This is a genomic window from Snodgrassella sp. M0110, assembly GCF_016101465.1.
Lineage (GTDB): Bacteria > Pseudomonadota > Gammaproteobacteria > Burkholderiales > Neisseriaceae > Snodgrassella > Snodgrassella alvi.
In genome coordinates this window covers 19,186-33,715 of sequence record NZ_JACFQM010000005.1, presented here as the reverse complement: position 1 = coordinate 33,715, position 14,530 = coordinate 19,186, and the positions used below count along the sequence as shown (strand labels likewise).

At 47.2% G+C, this 14,530-nt stretch carries 12 protein-coding genes; 2 read left to right on the top strand and 10 right to left on the bottom strand.

The window, feature by feature from the left end; translation table 11 throughout:
• Nucleotides 1-40: 40 nt before the first annotated feature.
• From H3T84_RS08070 to H3T84_RS08025, 10 genes are all read right to left on the bottom strand, one after another.
• Complete coding sequence (locus tag H3T84_RS08070) at nucleotides 41-907, bottom strand: permease (RefSeq protein WP_198218795.1); 867 nt, start codon at nucleotides 905-907, stop codon at nucleotides 41-43.
• A gap of 394 nt (nucleotides 908-1,301) precedes the next feature.
• Nucleotides 1,302-2,540: a sugar transferase gene (locus H3T84_RS08065; RefSeq protein WP_051506515.1), complete on the bottom strand. Its 1,239-nt coding sequence runs from the start codon at nucleotides 2,538-2,540 to the stop codon at nucleotides 1,302-1,304.
• A gap of 9 nt (nucleotides 2,541-2,549) precedes the next feature.
• Nucleotides 2,550-3,371 (bottom strand): glycosyltransferase, encoded by an 822-nt coding sequence (locus H3T84_RS08060; RefSeq protein WP_198218794.1) that lies wholly within the window; start codon nucleotides 3,369-3,371, stop codon nucleotides 2,550-2,552.
• A gap of 150 nt (nucleotides 3,372-3,521) precedes the next feature.
• Nucleotides 3,522-4,607, bottom strand: coding sequence for a stealth family protein (locus H3T84_RS08055; RefSeq protein WP_198218793.1), 1,086 nt, complete (start codon nucleotides 4,605-4,607; stop codon nucleotides 3,522-3,524).
• Nucleotides 4,604-5,359 (bottom strand): glycosyltransferase family 32 protein, encoded by a 756-nt coding sequence (locus H3T84_RS08050; protein ID WP_198218792.1) that lies wholly within the window; start codon nucleotides 5,357-5,359, stop codon nucleotides 4,604-4,606. Before H3T84_RS08050 ends, H3T84_RS08055 begins: the two co-directional genes overlap by 4 nt.
• Nucleotides 5,356-6,831 (bottom strand): lipopolysaccharide biosynthesis protein, encoded by a 1,476-nt coding sequence (locus tag H3T84_RS08045; RefSeq protein ID WP_198218791.1) that lies wholly within the window; start codon nucleotides 6,829-6,831, stop codon nucleotides 5,356-5,358. Before H3T84_RS08045 ends, H3T84_RS08050 begins: the two co-directional genes overlap by 4 nt.
• Before the next feature lie 26 nt (nucleotides 6,832-6,857).
• Nucleotides 6,858-7,667: a hypothetical protein gene (locus tag H3T84_RS08040; RefSeq protein ID WP_198218790.1), complete on the bottom strand. Its 810-nt coding sequence runs from the start codon at nucleotides 7,665-7,667 to the stop codon at nucleotides 6,858-6,860.
• On the bottom strand, nucleotides 7,664-9,391 hold the full coding sequence (locus H3T84_RS08035; RefSeq protein WP_198218789.1) for a biotin--[acetyl-CoA-carboxylase] ligase: 1,728 nt from the start codon (nucleotides 9,389-9,391) through the stop codon (nucleotides 7,664-7,666). The genes H3T84_RS08040 and H3T84_RS08035 overlap by 4 nt, the downstream gene beginning before the upstream one ends.
• Nucleotides 9,392-9,553: 162 nt before the next feature.
• Nucleotides 9,554-10,633, bottom strand: a complete 1,080-nt coding sequence (gene apbC / locus H3T84_RS08030; protein ID WP_198218788.1) for an iron-sulfur cluster carrier protein ApbC — start codon at nucleotides 10,631-10,633, stop codon at nucleotides 9,554-9,556.
• Between the two features lie 87 nt (nucleotides 10,634-10,720).
• A complete protein-coding gene (locus tag H3T84_RS08025; protein WP_025331761.1) occupies nucleotides 10,721-11,245 on the bottom strand; it encodes a hypothetical protein in 525 nt (174 codons plus the stop codon).
• Nucleotides 11,246-11,911: 666 nt separating this feature from the next.
• Here H3T84_RS08025 and H3T84_RS08020 point away from each other — a divergent pair.
• Complete coding sequence (locus H3T84_RS08020; protein ID WP_198218787.1) at nucleotides 11,912-13,312, top strand: OmpP1/FadL family transporter; 1,401 nt, start codon at nucleotides 11,912-11,914, stop codon at nucleotides 13,310-13,312.
• 187 nt (nucleotides 13,313-13,499) lie between these two features.
• A complete protein-coding gene (locus tag H3T84_RS08015) occupies nucleotides 13,500-14,393 on the top strand; it encodes an SDR family oxidoreductase (RefSeq protein ID WP_198218786.1) in 894 nt (297 codons plus the stop codon).
• Nucleotides 14,394-14,530 lie beyond the last annotated feature (137 nt).

Sequence of the window (14,530 nt, the reverse complement as noted above, 5' to 3'; positions counted from 1 at the left end):
CAATTGTTACCAACTGAGCGGGTGAACTAACAGTAAATAATTAACTAATATATTTTATTGTCATAATAGTTAAGGCATAAATACCGATAGCTATAATGCTGATACAAGTACCACAGGAAATGGGTTTAACGGAGTAACCGGTACCCAGATAGTGGGTTTCAAGAACAATGATATTGGCTGCTGGAGGAAGCAGGCAAAATAAGTAAAGTGCGGCACTATTTTCCAGAATAAGGTTTTGCCGGCACAGACAGGCAAGGCCAAGCAGGGCGGAGAGGATGCAGAAATAAGCCGCAGCTTTTTTCAGGAAGGTCTGAATGGTGTTTCTGATGTCGGTCAATGTAATTCTGCTTTTAGCCAGCCACATACCAAGAATAGCCATGCCAAAAAAGCTCATCAGAAATTTAGCGAGGGAATAAATTATATCCAGCTCGCGGATTTGTTTACCCAGTGGTAATAGTAAGCAGCCAATAATAAGGGCAATGACGGGAGGCATCTGAATCAGTTTTCTGATATTGAACCGGATGCCGGTAAGCAGCCATGCCCCAAGTGAGTTACCGACAATAGAACTGCCGATATAGGCAGATATAAATATTGCTGCAGCCTGATTACCAAAGAGCGAGGCTGCTATGGGAAGACCGAGCCAGCCAATATTCAGATAGCTGAAACACAGGGTGCTTACCGGATTGATCCGGAGAAATTTACCGGTAAGCAGCATTATGCTCATAACGACAATAGTGGTAATTAATACCGCGCCCATATTGCTGAAATTGGTCGCTATATTATAGATAATTACGACAGGGATAATAAATTTTGTCAGCAGCAGAGACAAAACAGGTTTTATATCCCGGGTTAATTTGCCGGCGATCAGACCACAGAGCAGGTAAATCAAGGGTAGAAACAGGGTCATGCCGGCTCCCTGAGCATTGCATCGGTTTGTGATAGTTCATTGTAGCTTATCTTTTTTCAGATCATTAGTCATCTGCATTTATTCGATAAGGTATTTATATACTTACAATACGTTTAATTATTTTTTATCGGTGTATTCTGATAAGTTTTAGTATTTGAGTTTTTTCTAGAGCCAGATAATCAGCGTTACTGGTGCAGCCGTGGGATGGGAAGATAAATTCAGCAATCATTTATCACTATTTTGATATCTGTTATGTGTTTTATTGCTTTTGGTCTGGTCTGGTCTGGTGTAAAAATTTCTGTTTATTGGCAGTTGTGCTATGTGGTTTTTGTAAGTTTATTGCAACGCTACCGGTAAGGTTTTATTGGTAGCGTTTTGTATGGGGATGGCTGGGTTAGCGTGCGCCGAAGCCGGTGAGCATGGTTTTGAGGGTTTTGAAGAATATAAGTATATCGAGTGAGAAGGAAAAATGTTTGATGTAGTAAAAATCATGTTCGATTTTTATCTGGGTTTGTTCGGTGTCGGCAGCGTAGCCCTGAGTAACTTGCGCCCAGCCGGAAATTCCGGGTTTGACAATGTGGCGGTAATCATAAAAGGGAATTTCCTGAATAAACTGGTCGACAAATACTTTTTGCTCGGGGCGTGGACCAATCAGGCTCATGTCACCTTTCAGGATGTTCCAGAATTGCGGCAGTTCGTCGATACGGGTTTTGCGGATGATGTGTCCGATACGGGTGACGCGGGCATCCCCAAGTTGCGCCATGCGGGCACCGTTTTTCTCTGAATCGCTGCACATGCTGCGAAATTTATAAATACAAAATTCTTTGCCGCTGCGGCCTACACGGTTTTGCCGGAACAGGATGTTACCCGGGCTTTCAAGTTTGATGGCGATGGCAGTAATAAGCATTACCGGCAGGGTAACAGGGGCGGATAGCAGGATAAGAACGATGTCGAATACGCGTTTAATCAATACATAGGTTGGTGAAGGCAGCAAAGAACCAAGATCATTTTCATATAGGTGATGAATTTTAACCCGTCCGGTAAGAAATTCTTCTACCTGACGAATATTGTAGACAGGCATGCCATTGAGGGTTTGCCGGGCAAGAAATTTCTGCCAGTGGTTGTCGAGCTCAGGTTCGTGCAGGTCGGCAACAATGCCGTTAATGACAGAGGTCTCAGGCAGGCAAGGGCTGGTTAATTTTATCCAGTTGACGTTGGGAAGCTGATCGGCGTTGCTGGCACGTCCGTAGGGCAGGTATGCGTAGGTTGTTATGAATTTGTTGCGGTAATAGATATAAGAAATACACAGAAACAGGGACAGACAGCCTGCCATGAATAAAAACCATACGGTATAGGGCAGGTTAAAGAATTTGGCCGTCATCCACATGCCGAAAAACCAGAAGAAAGCATGCGGCAGAGCAATCACTGCGGATTTTCTGCCGGGAAAATTGCTGAATACAGATAAAGATTTGGTTGTCAGAATATGGGCAATACCGGCAAGAATTATGCTGGTGATGAAAGCAGCACGTCCCTGAGCAAAGCCTTTAATAGGCTCCATGATGGCCAGTGGCAGTAGCATTACCAGCAGGGTTCCGAAGAAAAGACGGCTTTTATAGGACAGTAAACTTCGCATAATTGTTTTTTATTTGTTCAGGCGCAAATGTTGGTAGAGGTTGCCCAGCAGGCTGGTGGGGAGCAGACGGCTGCTGCCGCGCAGGGCAAAACAGCTTAGTGCCGGCAGCAATGGCTGGCTTTTGAGGTGGTGTTTTAGACGCAGCAGCTGCCATTCGCTGCGAAGGTAGCGCAGCCCGCGCCGGCGGGCATGCATGTTGTGGCCGGCACGGGCATACACGAGGGTTTCCGGCAGGTTTGCCGCTTGATAGCCGGCCGCCAGCAGGCGCAGCCACAGGTTGTAATCTTCCATCCACTGGTGATGCTGATAGCCACCTACTGCCTGTACCGCACTTTTGCGGTAGGCCGCAGCCATGTGATTAATCGGGTTGCGCCACTGAGCATAATGGCGGATGGCAGTGTCTGTAAGAGGTACCTGCCTGACTGTGCCGCTTAGTTCCGGGGTTGTGCTGAATTCAGCTATCTGCCCGCTGAACAGGGCGGTATCGGGGTTTTCCAGGATATATGCCCACTGGTATTCAAACCGACCGGGTGCGCAGATGTCGTCAGTATCCATGCGCATGATCCATTCATGCTGGCAGTGTTCCAGTCCGGCATTAAGGGCATGTCCGAGACCGACGTGTTGTGACAGCGGGACGATTTTTAGAGGCAGCCGGGTCTGATAGCTGTTCAGTACGCTATGCAGTTCAGTACCTACGGCACCATCCAGTACCATGATGATTTCGTCGGCCTGTATGCTCTGCGTACACAGGCTTTCCAGACAGGCGCTGAGCCAGTCGGGATGTTCCTGTGCATATAAGGAAAGCAGAACGGAAAAAGGGCGCGTTTTCATGGTTGTGGCAGTAATGGATGCCTATGCTAATGGTTTGTCAAGATTTGTTTATTATATCGCAACAATGCAGGCAGGTGCCTCCCGGATGACAGCGGGTGCAGGTTTATGTTGTTACATCAAAGATAGTTGCTGATTTTTTTACATTTATATCTATTTATACTGTGATGATGGCTGCTGGCTGTTTTGCTCGAATGAGGCTGGATCGGGCAGGTAGTGCTCGTAAAATGCACTTTGAGCAGCGTGCAGTTGTGCCAGTTCGGTGCTGTTGTTGCTGGTGCAGGTATCGTTGAGACAGACAAAACGGATTTCCGGGTGGCGATGCAGATAATGGATAGCGTTATTCAGTTCGGTGATGTTGCTGATGTTGCGCACGAAGCCGTCGTTGTGTTTTTGGGGTATGAATGCACCGCTGGCGAGTTGCCAGTAGCGATTGAGGTAGATGGTGAGGTCGTTACCGGCGCGGAAGCGGTTTGCGGTGCTGGCAAGTATTTCCGGTTCGAAGTGCTGATAAACCTGTTGCAGTGTACTGCGGGTGTAAGGCTGGGGCAGATGCCAGTGAGCAAACCAGAAATAATGGCGGTAAAGGTATTTGAGCAGGAAATTGCTGAATTTTTCACGCAAACTGTAGCTATGGGCAAATAATTGCTGTTTATTCAGTGAGGCTGGCTGATACAGGCGGTTAATCAGGGCAATATTGTTATTCAGTGCATCTACCCAGCTGTTGCGGCCGCGCAGACGGCGAAACAGGCTGCCGCGCTTTAGCCAGCCATGACAGAGAAAGTCTACTGGTAGCCCGTGCTGAAACAGCCGCTCACGCGGGACAGGGCGCAGAATGACGGTGTCGTCGTTAAGATAAACAAATTGTTCACTCAGGCCTTTAAGGTTAACCAGATTCATTTCGATAGCTGAGGAATTGAATACTGGCAGATTCTGCGGGCGGATAAACAGTTGCCGGTGGCTGACAATTTCTATTTTCGGATGACTGGTTTTCAGCCATGGCGGCTGCTGATCGGCGGTTATCAGGTAAATTTTGTGATACCACGGGCAGTTTTTTTCAATGGAGCGCAGTACATAACGCAGGGTGCCGAAATCCTGATAACGGTTATTACTGGTCGCGTCACTGTGTCCCTGATGTTGTGGCTGATAGTGGTTTTTTGCAGCCAGCCAGTCCGGATCGCTGTTGTCTACCCATGGCAGAACAAAATCAATCGAGGTATTGTCAGTACTGGTGTTCATCGGTTTTTCCGTTTGAGCAGCGCTATCAGTTTCTGGCTGTTACGGGCGCCAAGTGTAGTACGCAGAGTGTTTAGGATTCTGCGTTTGAGCCGGTTGACGCCTTTACTGTCATTAAGCCATGTACCGTCGTAGTGATGAATGCAGACAGTATTAGCAGTACGGTTCAGTTCATGGGTATAGGCATTTTTGGCCATGAAGTAATCACTTGGATAAACGCAGACATAGCCGGGAATTTCCTGTCGCTGATCGTTAAGGATAATTCCATGCTTTTGGTATATTTGTTTAAATAACTGGTTGATGGTAATAAGCTGCTGCGGATTGAATTCAAGATTCTGATACTGTTGCCAGATATCCTGCATAAGAATGCTGCCGGCATCACAACCCATTACGCCGGCCTGAGGGTTACAGGTAAGTTCGCGGGTATAGGGATTCATGCCTTGTTCGAAACCGGTGAAGCAGTGATGGTGCAGGAATGGGTCGAATGAGGCAATCATCTGTACATCGGTATCCAGATAGATGCCGCCATGCTGATAAAGTGCCTGAATACGGCAGACATCGGCTACAAAAGCATATTTCCCGGCAGCATAGGCTGAACGGGTGTAAGCGTTAGCCTGGTAGTCAAAATTGTGTTCGTTCCACAGCTGAATTTGATAATCGGGCAGAAACTGGCGCCAGCTGGCAATATATTGTCGGGTGGCGGCAGGCAGTGGCTGAGGTCCGAACCAGCAATAGTGAATCAGTTTGGGTATCATTGGGCAGGCCGTCGATAAATCAGAATTAACAGGATGCCAAAGGGTATGGCGGTGCTCAGACCGGTAATAAAGCCAAGTTTAATCCAATCGATAAAGGTATGTACACTGATGCTGTTTACCGGATGCCCGCCAATAGTGAGGATAATGGCGATGGTAGCAAAAACTGTCAGCCACAGCAGATAGGCACGGGTGCAGGGCAGGGACAGAATGTGTTTGCTGGTGTAATGCACCATTTCACTGCTGCGGTAAAGAAATGATATCAGTGCTGCAAGCAAAATCCCGGCACTGCCCCATATCTGTATAAAGCATACTGAGCAGGTAATGTTCAGAGCAGCTTCGATCAGTGCCTGTGGTTTGGTGTCTTTGTAACGACCGGCTGCCATGATCATGGTCATACTCGGAATACGGCTGTTTTCAATAATGCCCACCAGTAAAAACAGGGCAGCCAGCACGGGTTGATGGTAGTTGGCATCGGTCATATTACGGGTATAAAGCTGAATAAAGGGCGCCAGCAACAGGCCGGTGCATGTATAGACCCAGCCCAGAAAGCACATAAAGAGACGATTATAGCGGCAGAAATTCTGACGGGTACGCTGAATATCTGTGGTAAGGCTATGACCAAAAATAGCCTGCATGCCTTGTGACAGTGATTGCAAGGCCATTTTGATTGCGCCGAAAATCAACGCATAAACGGCGTAGATGCTGGCGTCTTTCAGTGACAGGAAAAAAGTAATCAGTACCAGCGGTGAGCTGAATATCAGCAGACCGGTTAGCTGATGGGTAAGGGCATCCCATGTTTGTTGCAGCTTATACGCGTTATGTTTGTCGTAATGCTGGTTCAGATTGTGATAGTGGTGTTTTACATAGTGACGGTACAACAGAAATTTACTCGCCTGTATCAGGGTAGAGATAAACTGAACAGTCAGAATACTATAGCCGTTACAGATCAGCCAGTAGCATACGACGATGTTAACGAAGATGCTGCCTGCCTGAATGGCGGAGATGATATAGGTTTTCTGGTCGGCAGTAAGTAAGGCACGGTAGCTGCCGAAAAAGAAAAAATCCAGAATATTCACGGCACCCATTATCAGTACCATGTAAAAGGTAAGGCTGGCACTGATTTCGGTGTGGGTAAGCCAGGCAAACAGGATAGCCAGTATCAGTAATGCGACGGCAAACAGCCCGCCGGAGATGCGGTAAAAGTGATGGGCGGCTGCAAGAATGCGGTTACGCAGCTGGTTATCCTGTGCTGTTAGCGCCTGATAAAGGGCTACGACGGCAGCTGCACCGATACCCGCCTCCAGTAAAGTCAGGTAGGCAATAAACTGTTTGATAGAGGCCAGCATACCGTTGGTTGCTGAACCATAGGTTACAACAATTAACGGTGGCAGGATGAATCCGCCCAGTGCAGTTATCAGTTGCAGCAGCAGATTAGCGGATATGTTTTTCAGGATAACTGCACGGGTACTCATGAATATTTAAGCGGATAGGTGCCGGCTTAATGACATTTACCACTACGCTGCATCCGGCCGTAACGACCGGTAATGGCGTTGATGTCCTGCATAGCTGAGTTGTCTACACCACTGAATACAACGCGCATTTTCGCAATGCTGGTAGCGGAACTGCCGGATGACTGGCTGTCACTGTCGCTGCTACCGCCCAATGTGGTGATAAAGGCGTCACTGAATCCCTGCATTTTGGCACGTGCCATCAGGCCTTCTGCATCTTCCCGGCGGTTAAATACGCCAAGGCTGACTTTACCCTGATTAACACCGTAGTCAAATCCCTGTTCCTGCAGACGGGCACGTATACTGCTGTCATTACCGGAAGAGAGGGCAACCATGTAGCGGGTAGGAGCAGCTGTCTGACGGGTTTTGGCCGGAGTGCTGACCTGTTCTATAAAGCGGCTGGTGGTAAACGGCCAGTGAGTAAGCAGGCCTTTGATACGATGAAAATCGTCTTCCGGCAGGGTAACAGTGGCAGTACAGGTATTGGCCGGAGCAGCAGGCTGTTTGTCAGTGTTGTCGGAAGCATTAGTAGTAGCGGCAGTAGTTGTTTTGGGCGCAGCAGTGGTTTCTGTTTTGCTGGCAGCTTTAGCCGCTGTTGTATTGCTGCCGGCAACAGTTTCAGTTTCTGTTGCCTGCCGTACACTGATATCCGGACTGGCTGGTGCAACAGCTTCTGTTTCAGGGCTGGCGGCACTGGCTGCAGCAGGTGCACCAGAATTACTATGTACCAGTTTCCCTGCTATCATGCTGCCAAAAACAATGATATTGAGTGCTACCAAAATTGCAAACAGCCATTTCATGCGTATTCAACCCAGTTTAGTAAACCGTAAATCACTAAATTATCCACAATTTCAATGCGGTTGTCTAAGACAAATGTATTAGGGAGTGCCTGAGCCACTTTATTGGCACCACCGCCGGTAATAATAATGTCGACAGGTTTGCCGGCACCGATTTTCTGTTGCAGGCGCGCATGCATCAGCACAATAGCCCCGCAGACTGCGTCCATAATGCCGCTGGCCATAGCATTCGGGGTGGTGGTGGCAAAAGCGTATGGTTTGCCCAGCGGCCGGTTAAGGTTAGCAGTGCGCCGCGATAATGCCTCTTTCATTAAATAAAAACCCGGCAGGATACTGCCACCAAGATAATGGTTGGTGTCGGTAAGGGCATCTACTGTGACAGCTGTACCACAGCTGACTACAACACAGGCCTGACGGCTGTAGCGCCGGCTGCCGATGAGATTAAACCAGCGGTCGGCACCATGTTCGGCCGGATTGCGGTAATGATTAGAGATGCCGAGTGCTTCCGGCATGGAAGGCAGCCACTGTACTGGCAGTGGCAGAATACCAGCGATTTGCTGCTGGCGGGCTTCTCCGCAGACAGCACAGCCGATAATGCACTGTACGCCGGCCCCTTGTCTGACCCAGTCCTGTATCAGGGGCTTCAGGTCGTAGTAGGCTGCTTTGCCATAAGCCTGTATGCAGCCGTTTTCTACCCATGCCCATTTGAGTTTGCTGTTGCCGGCATCCAGTAGCAGGTAACGTTGTCTGTCATTGGCTTTTACCTGATTCTGTGCAGTCCCCGGGCGCAAACTGATTTCACCGGTGACAAAACTGCGTTCTCCGTCGGCAGTTTGCAGCAATAAAGCCCCCGATGCTGCAATACCGTTAACGGTACCTTCGGCAATGGTCTTGCCGTTGGCCAAGAGATGGACTATTTGTCCCTGATCCCGATGCAGCTGGTTGTAATCATTAAGAAATGAATCTAGTCCGGTTTGGTCAAACTGGGGCAGATATTGTATCAGTTTGGCTAGAATACCCTGAAAAATCTGTGTTACCTGTGCATGTGGCAGAAGAGGCAGAATAGCTGCGGCTGTGCCTACCTGATCAGGCAGACTGAAATTGATGCCGATACCGATAACAGCAGTAGTCTGATTCTGTTGCGCTATGGTTTCAATTAGGATGCCACCGAGTTTGTTTTTATCCAGCATCAGATCATTCGGCCATTTAATTTGTGCCGCTACACCAAGCTCGCGTAAAGTTTGTGCAACAGCCAGTGCTACTACCAGCGCCAGACCGCCAAGCTCTGCCTGAGGCCGCTTAAATGACCAGCTCAGGCTGAACATAAGGCAGTCACCGATGCGGTTTTGCCATGATTTGCCCTGACGTCCGCGCCCGGCAGTCTGCTCATAAGCCAGACAGATTTGCGGCGCTGTATTTACCGGTGCATAGCGCAATTGCTCCAGCAGGACGCTGTTGGTCGATGTGGTCTGCTCCAGCAGTTGCGGATTAAACCCGTACTGACGGGCACTGGTATTGAAGATGTGTTCCGGTATTAATGCCAGAGTTTTAGTTAGCTGCCAGACACCATTACGCTGACGCAGCAGATTCTGGATATGGGCAGGCATATCCTGCCATGCTGCATTGAGCTGCGGTATTTTTTTATTCAGAATGCCTGCCAGTGTCTGGACTTCATGTGCCAGACCATCGGCAAGCAAGGCCAGTAACGGCCAAAACGGTGTGTTCATAAAATGGCATCACCAAGGGTGTCATTGGTTACAACAGGTTAAATTCAATTTGCTGTGTCTGACGGCTGCGCCGGATGCAGACAGGCTGTTAAAACGGCCGTGCAGTCACAACCGTTGTGAATATTATCGCATGGTTTGGTAAATGTATTTGGCTGTGCAGGTTTATTCGACCACAATTTTGGGAAAACGCCGGCTATAGTCTTTGCCCTGATCTGCCAGCGCCTGCACCAGCTGCCATGCAGCCTGTTCATACAAGCCGGCTATTTGCGGCTGCTGCTCTGCCAGTATGCCGGCGGTACCGTTATCCATGGCCTCACGTACAGCCATTGTTAACGGTAGCTGACCCAGCAGGGGAACACCGAGTTTATCAGCAAGCTGTTTACCGCCATTCTGTCCGAAAATAGATTCGGTATGGCCGCAGTTAGAGCAGATATGCACCGACATGTTTTCAAGTACGCCAAAAATGGGAATATTGACTTTCTGGAACATATTGACTGCTTTGCGCGCATCAATCAGTGCTATATCCTGCGGTGTCGTCACTACAAGCGCACCGGTAACCGGAATTTTCTGTGCCAATGTTAGCTGGATATCGCCTGTACCGGGGGGTAAGTCGATAATCAGATAATCGACATCATCCCACTGGCTCTGAAACAGAAGCTGCTGTAAAGCCTGACTAACCATCGGGCCACGCCAGATAACTGCCTGATCAGTATCAACCAGAAAACCAACGGACATCACCTGAATTTCACTGGCAGCCATGACCGGAATCAGCTTATCTTGATGCTGACGCGGTTCAAGGCCGGCGACACCGAGCATGGTAGGCTGGCTGGGGCCGTAAATATCAGCATCAAGGACGCCGACACGGGCACCCATGCGGCTCAGGGCAATTGCCAGATTAGCACTGGTAGTCGATTTGCCCACACCGCCTTTACCTGAGGCAACCGCAATAATATTTTTGACGCCGGCAATGGTTTGCACACCGGGCTGCACTTTATGTTTGCCTATCGCCAGTTGTACCTGAACAAATAATGGTGTGTCACCGAATTCAGTGGTAATGGCCTGATCAATACGCTGTTGCAGTTCGTCAATCAGATGGGCAACCGGATAGGGAAAAGTAAGATCCAGATGAATGCCGTCACTGGCGACGGTAACATTACTCAGGGCTTTTTCACTACCCAGTGTACGGTTACTGTCCGGAATAGATATTGTGTTAAGTAAGGCGGTAATGGATTGTGTGTTCATACAAATTAAGTCCGCAACTGTATTTCCGGCGCATATTTTACCCTATTTGGTCTGCAGCCAGTATTTGCTTAAGACGGTAGTGAATAATCAGGTTGGTGGCTGGGTGTTTTCAGATTCAGCAGAGCTGCCGGAGTCAGCTTTGCTGTGCTGCTGCCGGCTGCGGATCCAGAGTAAACGCAGACACAGAGGGGCAGGATAAAGTAACAGTATGGAAACGATGAGGTAATGCAGATTATGCCAGTCTATAACCAGCTGTCCGTGTGCAAGTGACCATAATGCCCATGACCATTGCCACCAAGCAGGTAAACTAAACGCCAGTACAATCAGCAGCGCAGCTGTTCTAAGCAATGTCAGAGGCCATATCTGCTGTTGTTGTACTGCGCGGTTTAACTGTAGCAGTGTACGAAAAGCCAGGCTGAGAATGAATACCATACCGCCGTTGGCGATTACCTGTAACCAGCTAAAGGCAATGTCTGGTGATACCGGTAAACTATTGCGTGGTACTGGTGTCTGTTCCATTGAAATACTGGCAACAATATTCAGTATGAAACTGTAAATCAGATCCAGCCATAACAGTAATAGTGGCCAGGTGCGTTTCAAACGTTGAAACATGTTGTTTTGCTATCGAAATCAATAATACGACAGTGTACCCACTGCTACAGGCGACTGTAAATGGCTGGTAGCCGGATTATTTCGCTTATAAATGCTGAAACTGCTGTATAAAAAATAATTAATGATTGCAAAGTCGGGCAAATGTTGCCAGCAGAATAATGAAACGCTGGTGTGCTGCACTGCGGACTATCCGGTATTCATTTTCAGGTAATCAACAATTTTGTGTTTATTTGTGGTTTGGTTTACCAGCCAGAAATAATGACCAGTCAGGCATAAGCAAACTGAAAATCATATCAGGCAAATATGTTTCAAATTCAGCCTGAATAAAACAATTTTATTGTTATTTAATTTATTATGCTTTTAGTTTGTATATTTTTTATCTGGTTTTAATTAGTGTATTTTCTTTAGTTAAAAAAATAGCTATTTGAAAAATAATGATTTTTATTCTTTTTTTATATGCTATAAGAGTAAAAATTAATTGAATTTAAATACGGGTAATTTAATCTAGTTGAATAATTGTAAAGATTATCAAACGGCATTATTTACTTTTTTGAGTTAGAATAAACACTCCAATTTATCTTATTCTTAATTTTTGACTGAATTTTTTATTTGTTTTCTGACCTTTAATAAGGTCTTTTTTATTTTATGCTTTTGAGAATAAACACAATGACAAGACGTTTGCCAGTTGTGATGAAAATAAGTGCGGTCTTAATCAGTACGACGATAGTTATTTCTCCTGTATATGCTTCCGGATATCATTTGGGCTTACAGTCGGTAACAGCTGTTGGAACCGGGAATGCTGCCGCTGCTGAAGCAGCCGATGCGGCAACAATTGTCAATAATCCTGCCGGACTGGTACATCTGGATGGCACCCAGCTAGAGACTAATCTGTTTGTGATTAAGCCCGATATTAAATACAGTAATGCGCGAGGTGTATTTTCAGATGGTTCCGCAGTACAGGGACCTGAGCATGGCAATATTGCCAATACTGCGCAACTGGTGCCGCAGCTGTATTTTTCCCATCGCCTGAACGACAGATGGGGTATGGGGCTTGGGGTATATATTCCGTATGCGGCCAGAACTAATGACAGTTCCGATTCGGTATTGCGTTATAACGTGAATAAAACCAATGTAAAAGCACTGAATATTAACCCGGCGATTGCTTATAAAATTAATGACAGGCATTCATTGGGTGTGGGGCTGATTGCGCAATACCTGCATGCAGAAGTACAGAAATATGCGGATTTTACTCCGGTGGGCAGTGCACAATCCGGAAGACCGTCGTCTGAATTACATCAGCAAGCTCCGGGCGCATTTGATGCACGCGCAACAGTCAAGGGTAATGACTGGGGCTATGGCTTTAATGCCGGCTGGTTATGGGACATTAATGATGATGTCCGGGTTGGTGTCAGCTATCGTTCGAAGATTAATCAGCATCTGCATGGTACTGCTCGCTGGAAACCTATGGGCAGATATGCAGAAAATTATGCTCCGCTGTTTGAGCAGTTCGGCTTTAAGGCTCTGGAAGGTGCGCAGGTACAGATTACTACGCCGGAAGTAGTATCCCTGCACGGTATGTGGCAAGTAAACCCGCAGTGGAATATATTCAGCAATGTAAGCTGGACACGTTCTTCACGTCTGCATGCTCTGGATATTAAATTTGAGAATGATAAGATAATTGATCCGGTACATGGTGCTACTTCGGATACCACTCATATTGCCACAAACTGGCGTGATACTTATGCGGTTGGTGTGGGCGCTTCTTATCAGCAGAATCCACGTTTACAGTGGCGTTTCGGTGTAAATTATGATCAGTCACCGGTACGCAGTGCTTCTTCGCGTCTGTCTACTATTCCTGATGGTAACCGCTGGCTGTTTGGTACCGGATTTAAGTATGATGTGGATAAAAAGAATACGGTAGCGGTATCGTATGCTTATCTGCATATTCAGCATACACATATGAATCAGCAGGATGAAGGAACACATGTATCAAGCAATGTGCGCGGTGAAGCTGATTATCGTTCGAATGCGCATATTGCCGGTGTTTCGTATACTTACCGGTTCTGAAATCTGTCCGGATGGCTGCTTGATGTCATTGTTTGATTATTGTTTTTTTAAGCCATTGAGATTAATAAACTTTAACTAGAATAATGACATAAATTACAGATACTTTTCTTTGTTGTGTACTAATCTGTCGTATGATGGTTTAGCTGTTCCATTTTGGATAAAGCATTGTTAAACAAGGAGATGTATTATGAAGCATCAAGAAGGTTTACAAGATCCAAGAACCAAGTACTACCATCAGGATTTTTCTAAACAGCATCAGCCTGCACCGGGCTTGCAAAGCAGAATGGATCCGGTGCCGGATTGCGGTGAAAGAAGTTATGAAGGTCATGGTCGTTTGCGCGGCCGTAAAATTCTGGTAACTGGTGCTGATTCAGGTATTGGTCGTGCTGCTGCTATCGCTTATGCACGCGAAGGTGCCGATCTGGCCATTAATTATTTGCCTGCCGAAGAAGAGGATGCCAAACAGGTTGCCGCTCTGGCACAGGAAGCTGGCCGTAAAGTGGTGTGCATACCCGGTGATTTGAGTGATGAGCATTTTTGCAAACAGCTGGTTGAAAAAGCACGTACCGAGCTGGGCGGCCTGAATGGTCTGACTTTAGTGGCTGGTAAACAGACTGCGGTAGAGCGTTTCTGTGATATCAGCACCGAACAGTTGAAAAAGACTTTTGAAGTGAATATTTTTTCCCTGTTCTGGGTGATTCAGACTGCTATGCCGCATTTGCCTGCCGGTGCCACTATTGTGACGACCAGCTCTGTACAGGCATATCAGCCTAGCCCGAATCTGGTCGACTATGCCACTACTAAAGCCGGAATTGTGGCTTTTACTCAGGCGTTGGCCAAACAGGTTGCCGCCAAAGGTATCCGGGTTAATTCAGTGGCTCCTGGCCCAATCTGGACTGCATTGGAAATTACCGGTGGTCAGCCTCCTGAAGCTATTCCGAAATTCGGTCAGAGTGAATCAGTGCTTGGTCGTGCCGGACAACCTGCCGAACTTGCATCTACCTATGTTTTCTTAATGTCTGAAGAATCCAGCTATGTGACAGCACAGGTATACGGAGTAACTGGTGGTATTGTGCTGTAAGCCAGTACTTTAAACCGTAATCTGTATTAATCCGTACTGAAATTTTTTTCCGCTCTGATTGTTTATCAGCCGGAGAACTTAAATTCCGGTACGGATTTTTTGTTACTTACAAACGGATTTTCTGCTTTCTTGTGACC

Excerpts from the sequence above, each read along its gene's own strand:
- H3T84_RS08070 (WP_198218795.1), bottom strand. The coding sequence starts at position 907 with ATGACCCTGTTTCTACCCTTGATTTACCTGCTCTGTGGTCTGATCGCC.
- H3T84_RS08065 (WP_051506515.1), bottom strand. The coding sequence starts at position 2,540 with ATGCGAAGTTTACTGTCCTATAAAAGCCGTCTTTTCTTCGGAACCCTG.
- H3T84_RS08060 (WP_198218794.1), bottom strand. The coding sequence starts at position 3,371 with ATGAAAACGCGCCCTTTTTCCGTTCTGCTTTCCTTATATGCACAGGAA.
- H3T84_RS08055 (WP_198218793.1), bottom strand. The coding sequence starts at position 4,607 with ATGAACACCAGTACTGACAATACCTCGATTGATTTTGTTCTGCCATGG.
- H3T84_RS08050 (WP_198218792.1), bottom strand. The coding sequence starts at position 5,359 with ATGATACCCAAACTGATTCACTATTGCTGGTTCGGACCTCAGCCACTG.
- H3T84_RS08045 (WP_198218791.1), bottom strand. The coding sequence starts at position 6,831 with ATGAGTACCCGTGCAGTTATCCTGAAAAACATATCCGCTAATCTGCTG.
- H3T84_RS08040 (WP_198218790.1), bottom strand. The coding sequence starts at position 7,667 with ATGAAATGGCTGTTTGCAATTTTGGTAGCACTCAATATCATTGTTTTT.
- H3T84_RS08035 (WP_198218789.1), bottom strand. The coding sequence starts at position 9,391 with ATGAACACACCGTTTTGGCCGTTACTGGCCTTGCTTGCCGATGGTCTG.
- apbC (WP_198218788.1), bottom strand. The coding sequence starts at position 10,633 with ATGAACACACAATCCATTACCGCCTTACTTAACACAATATCTATTCCG.
- H3T84_RS08025 (WP_025331761.1), bottom strand. The coding sequence starts at position 11,245 with ATGTTTCAACGTTTGAAACGCACCTGGCCACTATTACTGTTATGGCTG.
- H3T84_RS08020 (WP_198218787.1), top strand. The coding sequence starts at position 11,912 with ATGACAAGACGTTTGCCAGTTGTGATGAAAATAAGTGCGGTCTTAATC.
- H3T84_RS08015 (WP_198218786.1), top strand. The coding sequence starts at position 13,500 with ATGAAGCATCAAGAAGGTTTACAAGATCCAAGAACCAAGTACTACCAT.